The sequence below is a fragment of the Klebsiella grimontii genome, assembly GCF_900200035.1.
In the GTDB taxonomy this organism is placed as follows: domain Bacteria; phylum Pseudomonadota; class Gammaproteobacteria; order Enterobacterales; family Enterobacteriaceae; genus Klebsiella; species Klebsiella grimontii.
Window position 1 is genome coordinate 510,726 of record NZ_FZTC01000015.1, and the last position, 16,081, is coordinate 526,806.

Genomic DNA, 16,081 nt, shown 5'->3' on the forward strand with positions numbered 1-16,081 from the left:
GACCCGCCCGGCGTCCCTTCTCCTGCGGGGGAGGGACGCCGCATCGTCGTAAGGAATTCCCCATGAACAAGATCATCCGCTCCGCCCTGCTGGCCTGCGGCCTGGCAGGCTACGCGCTCGCCGCCGCCGCCGCGCCGGCCGTTCCGGTCCGCGTCGTCACCGTGGAACAAGCGCCGCACGCCGGCGAACGGCAAATCTCCGGCCGCGTCGAGGCCATTCACTCCGTCGATATTCGCGCCCGCACCGAAGGGAAGATTGTGCAGCGCCACTTCCAGGATGGGCAGTACATCAACCAGGGCGATCTGCTGTTTACGCTGGATGACGCCCAGCCGAAAGCCGCGCTGGCGCTGGCCCAGGCCGAACTGAAGAGCGCGCAGGCGTCGCTACGCCAGGCCCAGCAGCTGCTGAGCCGCTACCAGCAGCTGATCAATAACCACGCGATCGGCCGCAACGACCTTGATACCGCGCAGATGCAGCGCGATGTCGCCGCTGCCGCCGTGGAGCAGGCCCGGGCGCGCATTGCCGCCCAGCAGATTACGCTCGGCTACACCCGCATTACCTCGCCGGTCAGCGGACGCGTCGGCCATAGCCCGTTTCACGTCGGCAGCCTGGTGAACCCCGCCAGCGGCGTGCTGGTCGATGTGGTTCAGCTCGATCCGATTCGGGTGGCGTTCTCGTTGGATGAAACCGTCTTTTTCGCCAAAGCGGGGCAGCACACGGATATTGCCGCGCTGAAGGAAGCGTGGCTGGCGCAAGTGGATGTCGATGGACGGCGTGAAGACGGCGTTCTGACCTCCGTCGATAACCGTATTGATAGCCGCACCGCCAGCGTGGCGCTGCGCGCTGAATTCGCTAATCCGCAGCACCGTCTGCTGCCCGGCGGCAACGTCACCATTTTCTTCCGCCCGCGGCAGCTTCAGGAGAGCCCGATGATCCCGGCGGCGGCGATGCAGCAGGACGCACAGGGCTTTTACAGCTGGGTGCTGACGGCGGACAACACCGTGACGATGCGCCGCTTGACCCCCGCGGGGCAGCAGGGGCAGCAGTTCGCGGTGGCGGAAGGCCTCCTCCCGGGCGAGCGCGTGGTGACGGAGGGCGCCCAGCGCCTGCGTGACGGCGCAGCCGTTCAGCTGCTCAACTAAAGAGGGAGAGAAGATGCTCACGTTTTTTATCCGTCGTCCGCGCTTTGCGATGGTGATTGCGCTGCTGATGACCTTCGTCGGCGCGGTCTCGCTGAAGCTGATCCCGGTTGAGCAGTATCCGCAAATTACGCCGCCGGTCATCAACGTCAGCGCCAGCTGGCCGGGCGCCAGCGCGGCGGACGTGGCGGAAGCCATTGCCGCGCCGCTGGAGACCCAGCTCAACGGCGTCGATCATATGCTGTACATGGAGTCTACCAGCTCCGATGAGGGAACCTACAGCCTGAGCCTGACCTTTGCCGCCGGTACCGATGCCGATTTAGCCGCGATCGACGTGCAGAACCGCGTGTCGCAGGCGGTGGCGCAACTGCCTGCCGACGTGCAGCAAAACGGCGTTCAGGTGCGCAAGCGGGCGACGAACCTGCTGATGGGCGTCAGTCTTTACTCGCCGCTCGGCACGCTGTCGCCGCTGTTTGTCAGCAACTACGCCAGCACACAGGTGCGCGAGGCGTTGGCGCGTCTGCCGGGCGTCGGGGAAGTGCAGATATTCGGCGCGCGCGACTACAGCATGCGTATCTGGCTGCGGCCCGACCGCATGAACGCGCTGAATATCACTACCGATGATGTTTCCCAGGCGCTGCGCGAGCAGAACGTGCAGGGCGCGGCGGGGCAGGTGGGGACGCCGCCGGTGTTTAACGGCCAGCAGCAGACGCTGACCATCAACGGTATTGGTCGACTGAGCGACGCCGCCGGTTTCGGACAAATTGTGGTTCGCAGCGGCGACCGCGGCCAGCTGGTGCGCCTGTCCGACGTAGCGACTATCGAGCTGGGCGCGCGCAGCTACAGCTCCGGCGCGCAGCTCAACGGCAAAGACTCCGCTTATCTCGGCATCTATCCGACGCCCACCGCTAACGCCCTACAGGTCGCCAGCGCGGTGCGCGCCGAGCTGACCCGGCTGCATGCGCGTTTCCCGGCGGATCTCACCTGGGAAGTGAAGTTTGATACCACCCGCTTTGTCGCGGCGACGATCAAAGAGATCGGCGTGTCGCTGGCGCTGACCCTGCTGGCGGTGGTGGTGGTGGTCTCGCTGTTTCTGCAGAGCTGGCGGGCGACGCTGATAGTCGCGCTGGCGATCCCGGTTTCGCTTATCGGTACCTTCGCCGTGCTCTATGCGCTGGGCTACAGCGCCAATACCCTGAGCCTGTTCGCAATCATTCTCGCCCTGACGATGGTGGTGGATGACGCCATCGTGGTGGTGGAGAGCGTGGAAAGCAAAATGGCGGAGGGGCTGGCGCGCGGCGCGGCAACCGCCGAGGCGCTGCGGCAAATCGCCGGGCCGGTGATCGCCACCACCCTGGTGCTGCTGGCGGTGTTTGTGCCGGTGGCGATGCTGCCGGGGATCGTCGGCGAGCTCTATCGCCAGTTCGCGGTGACCCTATCGACGGCGGTGACTTTGTCGAGCGTGGTGGCGCTGACCCTGACGCCTGCGCTGTGCGCGCTGCTGCTGCGTCCGCGGCCGCAGCAGCCAGCCGCCATCTGGCGCGGTTTTAACCGCGGTCTGGATACGGTGCGCGATGGCTACGGGCGTCTGGTCGGGAGGATGAATCGTCGCCCCTGGCTGGCGCTGGCGGCGACGACGGCGGCGGCCGGGGTGGTGGTGTTTAGCTTCACCACCATGCCGAAGGGATTTCTGCCGCAGGAAGATCAGGGTTATTTCTTTGCCAGCGTACAGCTGCCCGAAGCCGCCTCGCTGGAGCGTACCGAAGCGGTGATGGCCCAGGCGCGCGAGCTGCTGAAACTGAATCCGGCGGTTGAGGATGTGATTCAGGTCTCCGGTTTTAATATTCTCAACGGTACCAGCGCTTCAAACGGCGGGTTTATCTCGGTGATGCTGAAGGACTGGCACCAGCGGCCGCCGCTGGAGGCGGTGATGGAAAAAGTGCAGGGCCAGCTGATGGGGCTACCGGAGGCGACGATCATGACTTTTGCGCCGCCGACGCTGCCGGGGCTGGGCAACGCCTCCGGGTTTAATTTACGCATCTTGGCCCAGGCCGGACAATCGCCGGCGGAGCTGGAGCAGGTGACGCAGCAGGTGCTGCGGACGGCCAACCAGTATCCGCAGCTGAGCCGGGTATTTACCACCTGGAGCAGTAACGTGCCGCAGCTGACGCTCACCGTTGACCGCGACCAGGCGGCCCGGCTGAACGTACCGGTGGCGAGGATTTTCAGCAGCCTGCAAACCGCGTTTGGCGGCACTCGCGCCGGCGATTTCAGCATTAACAATCGTGTCTACCACGTGGTAATGCAAAACGAGATGCAGTGGCGCGAGCGGGCAGAGCAGATAAGCGAGCTGTACGTGCGCAGCGACAGCGGCGAGCGGGTTCGCCTGAGTAATCTGGTGACGATTACGCCGACGGTGGGCGCGCCGTTTATTCAGCAGTATAACCAGTTTCCGTCGGTATCGGTGAGCGGGTCGGCGGCCGAAGGCGTCAGCAGCCGGACGGCAATGGCGGTGATGGAGCAGATTTTACAAGCGAACCTGCCCCACGGTTATGATTACGCCTGGAGCGGCATCTCCTGGCAGGAGCAGCAGACCGGTAACCAGGCGGTGTGGATTGTGCTGGCGGCGGTAGCGATGGCGTGGCTGTTCCTCGTCGCCCAGTATGAGAGCTGGACGCTGCCGGCGAGCGTAATGCTGTCGGTGCTTTTCGCCATCGGCGGGTCGCTGCTGTGGCTCTGGTGGGCTGGGTACGCCAACGATGTGTACGTGCAGATAGGGCTGGTGCTATTGATCGCGCTGGCGGCGAAAAACGCGATTTTGATCGTCGAGTTTGCCAGGGCGAAGCGCGAAGAGGGAATGTCGATCGTCGACGCCGCCCGCGAAGGGGCCACCCGCCGCTTCCGCGCGGTGATGATGACGGCGGTTTCTTTTATCATCGGGATTGTGCCGATGATGCTCGCCACCGGCGCCGGGGCGCAGAGTCGGCGGATTATCGGCACCACGGTGTTCAGCGGCATGCTGGTGGCGACGGTAATCGGCATTTTGTTTATTCCGTCGCTGTACGTGCTGTTCCAGCGCCTGCGCGAGTGGGGGCATCGCCGGATGTAGATGCCTCGGGCACGGTGCCCGGAAATCCCGGGTCGCGGCGTAAACGCCTTACCCGGGCTACTCCTCCGCAGACGGCTGGAAACCCGTAGCCCCGGTAAGCGCAGCGCCACCGGGGAAATCGGTGCAGAATATTGCCGGGTTGCGAAACACCCCCGCAGACGATGTTTTGCCGACTATCTACTCTCCACCGCGATCATGGTGACGAACGGATGATACTGCCACGGCACGCTATCGCCTTTCTGGTACATCTTCGAAATGGTGCCGTCGAGATAGAGCATCTGGCGCACGTTGAGCTTCGCCTGCGCGTAGCAGGCGAAATCGTAGAAATTGGTTTCACGCGCGCTGAGCATAAACACCACCTTGCCATCGCCGGTGATGCCCACGCCGTTACGCAGCTTGCGCGAGCTGGCGGATGGCTTCAGTCGCCAGTTGATCTTGCCGTTTTCAATCAGCATTGGGCCCGACTGCACGGCGTAGCGGATGGCCGGCGACGGCCTGAATTTATTGATGCTGACAATCCCCGCGTTTTGCCCGCGCAGATAAAACACCCCGCCGGGACGAATAAAAAAGTTGCCGCCGCCGGAGGCGCGGTTAAGCGGGGTCAACTGCCGACCTTTCTCGATATACAGCCCCAGCGGCGCGTAGGCTTTATCATAAATTCCGCCGTTCATCGCCATCTGCACCTGCCCGTCGCGGTTGATATCCCCCAGCAGCGAGCGCAGCGATCCCCAGGCTTTACCGTCCTCATTCTGCCAGTACATCACGATGCGTTCGCGCTGCGGATCGACGGTATAGCTTTGCAGCGTCAGGGACGGGTCGGTCAGCGAGCATGTCCCGCTGGCGAAGGCGGGCAGAGATAACAGCAACAGCGGCAGAAGCGATGGCAAGCGCACGGCAGGGTTCCAGACAACCAACGAGAGCGTGCAGTATAGCCTTTTATCGCCGCTACGCCGTCCAGATCTCGCAATGCTTTTGCACCAGCCCGATCAATGAACCGCCGTTGGCGACAAACTCGCGCATCTGCTGCGGCTCGCTGCGATGCTGCTTCGCCTGGCGCACCATCGCCTCCAGCGCGCTGTCGGCATTGAGCTTATGGGCGCTGGGCGCCAGCTTATCCGCCAGCTGTAAAATCTCTTCGCGCAATGTTCGCTGTTCGCCGCTGTTCACATCGGTATTGATCCCGTCGAGCCCATAGCGGCAGGCCTGATAGCGGTTGAAGGGGTAGAGCAGATAATCCTCGGGCTGATGCTTAAACGGCCGCTCCGTCAGCAGCCAGCAGGCGATGATCTGGATAAAACCGGCGATATTCACCGCCTGGCTAATCGTCAGCGGGGTATCCATGACCCGGACTTCGACGGTGCCAAAGCGCGGGCTGGGGCGAATATCCCAGTGCAGATCCTTCATGCTGTCGATCATGCTGGTATAGCTAAGGCGCCGAAACAGGCCGATGAAAGCCTGCCAGTTATTGACCCACGGCATCGGACCGTTATCGGGATAGGCGGCGAAAAGGTTAAGCCGCGAGCAGGCAAAGCCGCTATCGGTCCCGTCGAGCCAGGGCGATGCCGCGTTCAGCGCGATAAAATGCGGCACGAAGCGCGACAGGCCGTGCAGAAGATAAATGGCATCATCGCCGTTTTGACACCCCACGTGCACGTGCTGGCCGAAGATCGTCGCCTGCTTCGCCAGATAACCAAAGTGCTCGACGGTTTTCCGGTAGCGCGGGCTATCGCTGATCTGCTGGCGCTGCCAGCTTTGAAACGGATGCGTTCCGCCGCCGCAGATTTGTACGTGATGGCGGGCGGCGGCACGAAGCACCGCCTGCTGAACCGCGCTCAGCTGCGCCGTCGCCTGGTGGATGTCGCGGCAGACGCCGGTGGCGATCTCCAGCATGCTTTCGGTAATGTCATGCTTGGCCTCGCCCGCTTTCAGCGTACCCTGGATCTCGTCAATCAGCGCGGAAGAGTCCTGGCTTAAATCAAAGCCCGGCGGGTTGACGACCTGGAGCTCCAGCTCGATGCCGAGGGTAAACGGCTCGGAGCGGTGAAAATCAGGTAACGGCATGGCGACTCCCTCTTTCTCTTTATCAAGAAGTATAGAAGACAACGCCTCAAACTGATGATTTGCCGAAGATTATGAATTTATTTTATAAAAAGTGACGTCACGTGATGATTCCTTTGCGTAAAAAGTTAGGCTGGTGCAATCCTGCAACAGAATTCCCGCTGGCGGTGCAAAAAGATAAGGTGATTTTATTTTTCAAGTAAAATCATAGGGATGTTATAAGTCATTCTTATTTTATAAGCCATTTCACACTTATTTTCCGCGCGTTCAGAACTGGTATGTATCTTGCCTGTTAAATAGCGACTTTTATTTAACAGGGACAATGTGATGCTGAAGACAAAATTACTTTCGCGTAAACGCCATCTCGCCGTTGCTGTTAGCGGGGCATTGGCGCTGTTTGCCTCTGTGCCGACTCAGGCCTCAACCCTGCGGATCGCCATGACCGCCGCCGATATCCCGTTGACCCTCGGACAGCCCGATCAGGGTTTTGAGGGCAACCGCTTTACCGGCATTCCGCTTTACGACGCCCTGGTTGAATGGGATCTGTCGCAGGGAGAGAAACCCAGCGGCCTGGTGCCGGGGCTGGCGACCGAGTGGCACGTTGACCCGCAAAATCAAAGCCGCTGGATTTTCACCCTGCGCCCGGGAGTTAAATTTCACGATGGTTCTGCGGTCAACGCCGACGCCATCGTCTGGAACGTGGATAAGGTGCTGAATAAAGCCGCGCCGCAGTATGCGCCCGGCCAGATCGGCAACACGCTGTCGCGCATGCCGACTCTCACCGGCGCGGAAAAGATTGACGACCACACCGTGGCGCTGACCACCTCCGAACCGGACGCGCTGCTGCCATATAACCTCACTAACCTGTTTATCGTGTCGCCGACCGCGTGGCAGAAGCTGTACGACGCGGTGCCGTCGGGCACTGGCGATACCGCCGCGCGCAGTAAGCAGGCGTGGACCGAATTCGCCGCCCACGCGGTGGGCAGCGGTCCGTTCAAAATGGAAAAACTGGTTCCCCGCCAGCAGCTGATCCTCGATAAAAACCCCGACTACTGGAACAAAGATCGCATTCCGCGGGTGGATAAAGTGGTGCTGATCCCGCTGCCGGAAGCCAACGCCCGCACCGCGGCGCTGCTCTCGAAGCAGGTGGACTGGATCGAAGCCCCGGCCCCGGATGCGGTCGATCAGATTAAAGCCCAGGGCTTTAAAATCTACGCCAACACCCAGCCGCACCTGTGGCCGTGGCAATTCTCCTTCGAAGAGGGCTCGCCGTGGAAAGATATTCGCGTGCGCAAAGCCGCCAACCTGTGCCTGAACCGCGCGGAGCTTAAAAGCTATCTCGGCGGCTATATGACCGAAGCGACCGGCGTCTACGAGGCCGGCAGTCCGTGGCGCGGTAAACCTACCTTCCAGATCAAATATGACCCGGATACCGCCCGCAAGCTGATGACCGAAGCCGGGTATAGCGCCGAGAAACCGCTGCACGTCACGGTCGCCACCTCGGCCTCCGGCTCCGGGCAGATGCAGCCGCTGCCGATGAACGAGTACATCCAGCAGAGCCTGAAAAGCTGCTTCTTTAACGTCGATATTAAAGTCAACGAATGGAACACCCTGTTCACTAACTGGCGCCTCGGGGCGAAAGATCCCTCCGCGAAAGGGATCGACGCGATCAACGTTAGCGCCGCGGTTAACGATCCCTATTTCGGCATGATTCGCTTCTCCACCGCGAAGGCCTTCCCGCCGGTGGCGACCAACTGGGGCTACTTCTCGACCCCGGAAACCGAAAAGCTGGCGGCGGCGGTGAAGCACGCGTTTACCCCGGCCGAAATGGATAAAGCCGCCGGCGAACTGCACGCCGCGCTGGTCGATCAGGTGCCGTTCCTGTTCGTTGCCCACGATGTCGGACCACGGGCGATATCGCCAGCCGTCACCGGAGTGGTGCAGCCGCAAAGCTGGTTTATCGATCTCAGTCTGGTGAGCAAAAAAGAGTAATCGACACGGGAGCAAGAGATGATCAATACCCTGCTATATCGCATCCTGCTGGCCGTCCCCACCATGCTCGGGGTGGCGGTAATCTGTTTTATGCTGGTGCAGATAGCGCCGGGCGATCCGCTGGTATCGGTGATGCCGCCGGACGCCTCGGAATCGCTGCGTCAGACCTTAATGCAGGCCTACGGCTTTGATAAACCGCTGCCGCTGCAGTTTGTGCACTGGCTATGGCGGGCGCTGCACGGCGATCTGGGGATGTCGGTCGCCACCGGGCGTCCGGTCATCGATGAGGTGATGACGGCGGTCACTTACTCTCTGCGTCTGGCGCTGCTGGCGACGGCGATCGGCTTTGTGCTGGGCAGCCTGTTTGGTTTTGTCGCCGGTTACTTTCGTAACAGCATTATTGACCGTCTGGCCTCGGTGCTGTCGGTGTTCGGCGTCAGCGTGCCGCACTACTGGCTGGGGATGCTGCTGGTGATCGTTTTTAGCGTCAAATTCGCGCTGCTGCCGGCGACCGGCGGCGGGCCAATCGGCGAAGTGGGCTGGCAGTGGGACTGGGAACACCTGCAGTTTATGCTGCTGCCGGCCTTCACCCTGTCGGTGATCCCGACCGGCATCATCGCCCGCACCGTTCGCTCTCAGGTGGCGGATATTCTCAGCCAGGAGTTTATCGTCGGCCTGCGCGCCCGGGGGCTCAACGAATCGCGGATCTTTCTGCACGTGGTGAAAAACGCCGCGCCGACCGCGCTGGCGGTGATGGGGCTGCAGGTCGGCTATCTGATGGGCGGCTCGATTCTGGTGGAAACCGTTTTTTCCTGGCCCGGCACCGGCCTGCTGCTGAACACCGCCATTTTCCAGCGCGACCTGCCGCTATTGCAGGGCACCATCTGGGTACTGGCGCTGTTCTTTGTGCTGCTCAATCTGCTGGTGGATATTCTGCAAACCAGTCTCGACCCGCGAATTAAGAGGAGCTAACGATGGTGGATACCGTGACGACCAAAGGCATTGCCGTCTCCGCCACGACGGTCGCCAGACAAGGCTACTGGCGCGGCGTGTTTCGCCGCCTGCTGCGCGACCCCGGCGGCGTATTCGTTGGCGCGATCATCCTCGTGCTGTTGACGCTGGCGCTGTTCGGCCCCTGGCTTATCGTCAAAGACCCGTACCAAACGTCGATGTTTTTACGCCTCAAGCCGATCGGTACCGACGGCTTCCCGCTGGGCTCCGATGAGCTCGGGCGCGACATGCTATCAAGGCTGATTCTCGGCACCCGGCTGTCGCTATTTATGGGGATTGTCCCGGTAGTGTTCGCTTTTTTTATCGGCGGGGCGATCGGCATTATCGCCGGCTATGCGGGCGGTAAAACCAATACCCTGATTATGCGCACCGTGGACGTGTTTTACGCCTTTCCCTCGGTGCTGCTGGCGATCGCGCTCTCCGGCGCGCTGGGGGCGGGCATCGGTAACGCGCTGCTCTCGCTGACCCTGGTGTTCGTGCCGCAGGTGGCGCGTATCGCCGAAAGCGTCACCGCGCAGGTACGGCATATGGACTACATCGACGCCGCCCGGGCCACCGGGGCCAGCGCGTTCACCATTATTCGCGTGCAGGTGCTGGGCAACGTGCTGGGGCCGATTTTCGTCTTCTCCACCGGACTCATTTCGGTGTGCATGATCCTCGCCTCCGGGCTCTCTTTTCTCGGCCTCGGGGTTCGCCCGCCGGAGCCGGAATGGGGACTGATGCTGAACACCCTGCGTACGGCGATTTATACCCAGCCGTGGGTAGCGGCGCTGCCCGGCCTGATGATTTTTATCACCTCCATTTCGTTCAATATCCTCGCGGACCGCCTGCGTGCGGCAATGGCGATTAAGGAGTAAGCGATGCAACCCTTTATCAATATCGATCTCGGCGGACCGGCGCAGCCGCTGCTGAAGGTCAACAACCTGCTGAAGCATTTTCCCGCCGGCGGCGGCAAAGCGCGTGAAGTGGTGCAGGCGGTGGACGACGTCAGCTTCGCGGTGATTAAAGGCGAAACCCTCGGCGTGGTGGGGGAGTCGGGCTGCGGTAAATCCACCACCGCGCGGCTGCTGATGCAGCTGCTCAAACAGGATAGCGGGGAGCTGATCTTCGATGGCCTGGAGGTGGGCTCATCGCGCCTGCCGATGAAAGCGTATCGCCGCCAGGTGCAGATGGTCTTCCAGGATAGCTACGCGTCGCTCAACCCGCGTATGACCATGGAAGAGAGCATCGCGTTCGGCCAGCGGGTACACGGCGTCAGCGCCAAAGAGGCCAGCGAATACGCCCGCTATCTGCTGGCGCACGTCGGCCTTGAACCGGAACGTTTTGCCCACCGTTATCCGCACGCGCTCTCCGGCGGCCAGCGCCAGCGCGTGAATATCGCCCGCGCGCTGGCGATGAAGCCCCGGCTGGTGATCCTCGACGAGGCCGTCTCGGCGCTGGATAAATCGGTGGAAGCCCAGGTACTGCAGCTGCTGCAGGAGTTGAAGCGGACGCTGGCGCTGACCTATGTGTTTATCAGCCACGATCTGCACGTGGTGCGCTGGCTGTCGGACCGCATTCTGGTGATGTATCTCGGCGAGGTGGTGGAGATTGGCCCGGCGGAGCAGCTGTTTACCGCCTCGGCCCACCCCTATACCCGGGCGCTGTTAAGCTCGATGCCGTCGATGGACCCGCATAATCGCACCTTAACCTCTGCGCTGAACGGCGATCCGCCCAGCCCGATTTCGCCGCCTTCCGGCTGCCGCTTTCATACCCGCTGTCCGCACGCCAGAGCGGTGTGCGCCGAGGTGAAACCGACGTTGCAAAGCGTCGGCGAGGGGCACCAGAGCGCTTGTCTGATGGCGCAGCCCGCGTCGCCCTGGCATCAAAATATCGCCATTCAGGAGGTCAGCCATGTCGCATGAAGCCTACGTCCATATCCGCGATCTGCGGGTTGAGTTCCGCCGCGACGGTCAGACGGTCAACGCGGTCAACGGCGTCTCCTTTGATGTGCAAAAGGGCGAGGTCATGGCGCTGATCGGCGAATCTGGCTCCGGGAAAAGCGTGACCCTGCGCGCCCTGATGCGGCTGCATCCGCCGAAAAGCAGCGTGCTTTCCGGCACCCTGAAGGTCGGTGAGGAAGAGGTGCTGACCATGAACGCCGGGCAGCTGCGGCGCTACCGCGGCGCGCGCTGCGCGATGATTTTCCAGGAGCCGCTGCTGGCCTTCGACCCGGTCTATACCGTGGGCCAGCAGATTGTCGAAGGGCTGCGTCGTCATGAAGGCCTGTCGCGGCAGGCGGCGCGGGAGCGGGCGCTGGAGGCGCTGCGCCAGGTGCGTATTCCGAGCCCCGAGCGGCGGCTGGATGCTTACCCGCACGAGATGTCCGGCGGAATGCGCCAGCGGGCGATGATCGCCCTCGCGCTCTCCTGCAACCCGCAGCTGCTGTTGGCGGATGAGCCGACCACCGCCCTCGACGCCACGGTGCAAATCCAGATCCTGATCCTGCTGCGTGAGCAGCAAAAGCAGCGCGATCTGTCGATTATATTTGTGACCCACGATATTGGCGCGGCGGTGGAGATCGCCGACCGGGTGGCGGTGATGTACGCCGGGCGCATCGTCGAAGAGGCGTCGATTGAGGAGATTCTGTATCGCCCACGCCATCCTTACACCCAGGTGCTGCTGGGCAGCCGTCCGAAAGAGGGGCTGAAAAAGGGCGATGCGCTGCGCTGCATTCCCGGCTCGCCGCCGGATCTCTCGCGCCTGCCGCCGGGCTGCGCGTTTGCCGAACGCTGTCCGCACGCGCGTCCCGCCTGTACGCAAAGCCAGCCTGCCACCGACCAGGCCGGGCCGCGTCACGTGGTGAGCTGCCATCGCTGGCGCGAGCTGAGCCCGTCCGTTGAAAACCAGGCGCTTTACGCCTGAAGCCAGGAGAAAACACGATGCAGGATGACCTTCGCGCCTTTATGCCCTATCCGCCGCATCCGGTGGCGCATGCGCTCAGCGGGCCGCTGAGCGGGTTAACCTTTGCGGTCAAAGATCTGTTCGACGTGGCGGGCTATCCGACCGGCGGCGGCAATCCGCATCTGCTGGCGCTGTCCGGGATTAAAAACCGCACCGCGCCGGTGGTGCAAACGTTGTTAAATAACGGCGCGCGCTTTATCGGTAAAACCCATACCAGCGAGCTGGCGTATTCGATGAGCGGGCACAACGTCCATTACGGCACCCCGCGCAACGGCGCCGCGCCGAACCATATTCCCGGCGGCTCTTCGTCCGGTTCGGCGTCAGCGGTATCGAACGAAGTGTGCGATTTTGCCCTCGGTACCGATACCGGCGGCTCGGTTCGGACGCCGGCGAGCTACTGCGGACTGTTCGGCCTGCGTCCGACCCACGGCCGTCTCTCCCTCGACGGCTGCCAGCCGCTGTGCGCCACCATGGATACCTGCGGTTTCTTTGCCCGCTCGCCGGAGGTCTTTTCCGCCGTCGCCGCCTGCCTGTTTGCCGATGAACGCGCGGATCTGAGCGGCGTTCGGCTGGCCTGTCATGATGGGCTGTTTTCCCGCCTGCCGCTGCGCAGCCAGCAGGCGCTGCAGCCGGTTCGCCAACGGCTGGCGCGCTTTTTCGGCGCGGTAACCCCGCTTGCCGCGCCGCTGCCGGACGTGGACGATATCTATCTCGCCTTTCGCCAGATTCAGGGCTACGAAGCGTGGCAGGCGCAGGGCGAAACCATTGAGCGCTACGGCCTGCAGCTAGGGCCGGACGTCCGGGAGCGCTTTTTCTGGGGCAAAGCGGTTACCCGCGCGCAGTTTGACGCCGCCTGCCAGCAGCGCGTGCGTTTTGCCGCCTGGTGGGACGCGCAGCTGGGCGATGCGGTACTGGTGATGCCGACCGTTCCCGACGGCGCGCCGCTGCTGACGGCGCAGGCCGAGGAGATAGAGGTGGTCCGCCGCCTGTCCCATGACCTGCTGTTAATTTCCGTGATGACCCAACGTCCGCAGGTGACGCTGCCGGTCGCCCAGACGGGCGGTCTGCCGCTGGGGATCTCATTTTTAGGGCCGCGCGGCAGCGATCGTCTGCTGGTTGAGCTGGCCGCCGCGTTTATGCAAGGAGACCGAAATGAGCAGTGATGTCCTTTTTACCCCGATGACCGACACCACCGACTGCCGGATTAACGGCGAACGCCTGTGGAATTCGCTGATGACGCTGGCGGAAATCGGCGCCACGCCGAAGGGCGGTTGCTGTCGTCTGACGCTCACCGATCTTGACCGTCAGGGGCGAGATTTGGTGATCCGCTGGGCGCAGGCGGCCGGGATGCGCGTCACCGTCGACAAAATCGGCAACGTCTTTATGCGCCGCGAAGGGCGTAATCCGGCGCTGCCGCCGATTGTCGCCGGCAGCCATATTGATACCCAGCCGACCGGCGGTAAATTTGATGGCAACTACGGCGTGCTGGCGGCGCTGGAGGTGGTGCGCACCCTGAACGATCGGGATATCGAAACCGAAGCGCCGATTGAAGTGGTGTTCTGGACTAACGAAGAGGGATCGCGCTTTGTGCCGGTGATGATGGGCTCCGGGGTGTTTGCCGGGGTTTTCCCGCTGGAAACCATTTATGCCGCTCAGGATGCGGACGGTAAAACCGTGGGCGAGGAGCTGGCGCGCATCGGCTATATCGGCAGCCAGACGCCGGGCGATCATCCGATTGGCGCCTACTTCGAAGCGCATATTGAACAAGGGCCGATTCTGGAGGATGAAGAGAAAATGATCGGCATTGTGCAGGGCGTGCTGGGGATCCGCTGGTATGACTGCGTGGTGACCGGCCAGGAGTCCCACGCCGGACCGACGCCGATGCGCCTGCGCCAGGATGCCTTACAGGTCGCCACCCGTATTATGCAGGAGGTGGTGGCGATTGCCGGGCGCAGCGACGAGGGGCGCGGTACGGTAGGAATGGTGCAGGTCTATCCGAACAGCCGCAACGTGGTGCCGGGCGAGGTAACCTTTTCGATTGATATGCGCAATCTCAGCGATGCGCTGGTGGATGAGATGGACCGTCAGCTGCGGGCGTTTATCGCCGACGTTGAACGGGAGAGCGGCCTGAAAATAGCGCTGAAAGAGGTGAGCCACTATCCGGCCGCGCCGTTCCACCCGGATTGCCAGGCGGCGATTGCCGACGCCGCGCAGCGTCTGGGCTATCCCGCGCGGGAGATTGTCTCCGGCGCCGGACACGACGCGGTGTATATGAGCTACCTGGCGCCAACCGGGATGATTTTTATCCCCTGCAAGGATGGGATCAGCCACAACGAAATCGAGTATGCGTCGCCGGAGCACGTTGAGGCCGGCGCGAACGTGCTGCTGCAGGTGATGCTGCAGTACGCGCGGGTAGTGTAAACGACCGTTTTCCCCGGTGGCGTTGCGCTTACCGGGGCTACGGGTTTCCAGCCGTCTGCGAAGGCGTCGCCCGGGTAAGGCGTTTACGCCGCGACCCGGGATTTCCGGCTCGGCGCCTGAGGGAGGCAGATCGGGTAGCCCGGACAGGCGCGACGCGCCGCCTCCGGGAGATTTTCATGCAGCAGCGGATATGTCTCTGAAACAACGTGATATGCAGCGATGCCCTGGCCCCCGCTGAAATCGGCGAACCGGGAGATGAGCGCAGTGCGTAGCTCCGATTTCTTTGCGGGACCGCGGGGATTGTAAAGGGGGAGACGGTTTTCTCCCCCTTCACCCGTTCACGTTCCACGGTGAGACATTTTCTGCGGGATAATAGTGAACGGAACCCCTCAACACCGTCCCGGAGGCGGCGCTGCGCGCCTGTCCGGGCTACCAGGGCAATATTAGCAACCCGCCTTCGGGAACGGCTTCAGCGACCAAATTTACGCGAACCGACAACGCACAGAATCACGCCCAGCGTCACGGCCAGCATCACGGGGCTGACGGTTTCGTGCAACAGCGCCGCCGCCAGGCCAAGCCCGAAGAATGGCTGTAATAGCTGGAGCTGGCCGACGGCGGCGATACCGCCAGCGGCCAGCCCTTTGTACCAAAAGATAAAACCGATAAGCATACTGAAAACCGACACGTAGCCGAGCGCAGCCCAGGTCGATACCGTCAGGGCGCCCCATGACGCTGGCCGGGTCATCCACGAGGCCACCAGCATAAAAGGCAGCGCCATAATCAGCGCCCAGCTAATCACCTGCCAACCGCCGAGCTCCCGGGTCAGCTTCGCGCCCTCCGCATAGCCCAGGCCGCAGACGATCACCGCCGCCAGCATCAGCAGATCGCCGCTGAGCGACGCCGCCGCGTTTTGCGTCAGGGCGAATCCCACCACCAGCAGGCTGCCAATAACCGAAAAGATCCAGAAAGCGCGACGCGGACGTTCGCCGCCGCGCAGCACGCCAAAAATGGCCGTCGTCAGCGGCAAAAGCCCAAGAAAAACTATCGAATGCGCTGAAGTGACGTGTCGCAGCGCCAGCGCCGTGAGCAGCGGAAAACCGATCACCACCCCTGACGAGACAATCGCCAGCGGCATAAGCTGCGACAGGCGCGGGCGTTGTTGGCGAAAGCCGACCACCAGCACGATGGCCAGGAGCCCGGCGATGGAGGCGCGCAGAAAGGTCAATAGAAAAGGGTCCATCTCCAGCACCGCCAGACGCGTCGCGGGCAGCGAACCGCTAAAAATGATGACGCCCAGCAAACCATTAAGCCATCCGGACCACGGCCCCGGAGCTGTGTTATGAACCGCTGAATCTACCACGCTAACCTCGCAATATTGGCTGTGCAGTGCCCGCTTGAGCAATGTCTG

At 62.4% G+C, this 16,081-nt stretch carries 12 protein-coding genes; 9 read left to right on the forward strand and 3 right to left on the reverse strand.

Going from position 1 to position 16,081, the window contains the following annotated elements; translation table 11 throughout:
- Positions 1-62 precede the first annotated feature (62 nt).
- Positions 63-1,142 (forward strand): efflux RND transporter periplasmic adaptor subunit, encoded by a 1,080-nt coding sequence (locus tag KOSB73_RS10165; protein WP_098140484.1) that lies wholly within the window; start codon positions 63-65, stop codon positions 1,140-1,142.
- A 13-nt stretch (positions 1,143-1,155) separates the two neighbouring features.
- Positions 1,156-4,248, forward strand: a complete 3,093-nt coding sequence (locus KOSB73_RS10170; protein ID WP_049103417.1) for an efflux RND transporter permease subunit — start codon at positions 1,156-1,158, stop codon at positions 4,246-4,248.
- Positions 4,249-4,421: 173 nt separating this feature from the next.
- On the opposite strand, the gene KOSB73_RS10175 is transcribed toward KOSB73_RS10170, so the two are convergent.
- Entirely contained in the window at positions 4,422-5,141 is a 720-nt protein-coding gene (locus KOSB73_RS10175; RefSeq protein ID WP_049130504.1) for a phosphodiester glycosidase family protein, read from the reverse strand.
- Between the two features lie 52 nt (positions 5,142-5,193).
- On the reverse strand, positions 5,194-6,309 hold the full coding sequence (locus KOSB73_RS10180; protein WP_049088995.1) for a YbdK family carboxylate-amine ligase: 1,116 nt from the start codon (positions 6,307-6,309) through the stop codon (positions 5,194-5,196).
- A gap of 324 nt (positions 6,310-6,633) precedes the next feature.
- Between KOSB73_RS10180 and KOSB73_RS10185 the strand changes: the two genes are divergently transcribed.
- The 7 genes from KOSB73_RS10185 to KOSB73_RS10215 are packed head-to-tail and all read left to right on the forward strand — an operon-like array spanning position 6,634 to position 14,673.
- Positions 6,634-8,298, forward strand: a complete 1,665-nt coding sequence (locus tag KOSB73_RS10185; RefSeq protein ID WP_098140485.1) for an ABC transporter substrate-binding protein — start codon at positions 6,634-6,636, stop codon at positions 8,296-8,298.
- Positions 8,299-8,316: 18 nt separating this feature from the next.
- Complete coding sequence (locus KOSB73_RS10190) at positions 8,317-9,270, forward strand: ABC transporter permease (RefSeq protein ID WP_004100013.1); 954 nt, start codon at positions 8,317-8,319, stop codon at positions 9,268-9,270.
- 2 nt (positions 9,271-9,272) lie between these two features.
- Positions 9,273-10,166, forward strand: a complete 894-nt coding sequence (locus tag KOSB73_RS10195; RefSeq protein WP_004132151.1) for an ABC transporter permease — start codon at positions 9,273-9,275, stop codon at positions 10,164-10,166.
- A 3-nt stretch (positions 10,167-10,169) separates the two neighbouring features.
- Positions 10,170-11,213 (forward strand): ABC transporter ATP-binding protein, encoded by a 1,044-nt coding sequence (locus KOSB73_RS10200; protein WP_004132154.1) that lies wholly within the window; start codon positions 10,170-10,172, stop codon positions 11,211-11,213.
- On the forward strand, positions 11,203-12,213 hold the full coding sequence (locus KOSB73_RS10205; RefSeq protein WP_024358866.1) for an ABC transporter ATP-binding protein: 1,011 nt from the start codon (positions 11,203-11,205) through the stop codon (positions 12,211-12,213). The genes KOSB73_RS10200 and KOSB73_RS10205 overlap by 11 nt, the downstream gene beginning before the upstream one ends.
- 17 nt (positions 12,214-12,230) lie before the next feature.
- On the forward strand, positions 12,231-13,415 hold the full coding sequence (locus tag KOSB73_RS10210; protein WP_049088996.1) for an amidase: 1,185 nt from the start codon (positions 12,231-12,233) through the stop codon (positions 13,413-13,415).
- Positions 13,405-14,673: a Zn-dependent hydrolase gene (locus tag KOSB73_RS10215; RefSeq protein WP_098140486.1), complete on the forward strand. Its 1,269-nt coding sequence runs from the start codon at positions 13,405-13,407 to the stop codon at positions 14,671-14,673. The genes KOSB73_RS10210 and KOSB73_RS10215 overlap by 11 nt, the downstream gene beginning before the upstream one ends.
- Positions 14,674-15,142: 469 nt before the next feature.
- Here KOSB73_RS10215 and KOSB73_RS10220 read toward each other — a convergent pair whose 3' ends face one another.
- The gene (locus tag KOSB73_RS10220; RefSeq protein WP_024358863.1) at positions 15,143-16,033 is read right to left on the reverse strand and encodes a DMT family transporter; all 891 of its coding nucleotides are present in this window, start codon (positions 16,031-16,033) and stop codon (positions 15,143-15,145) included.
- Between the last annotated feature and the right edge of the window lie 48 nt (positions 16,034-16,081).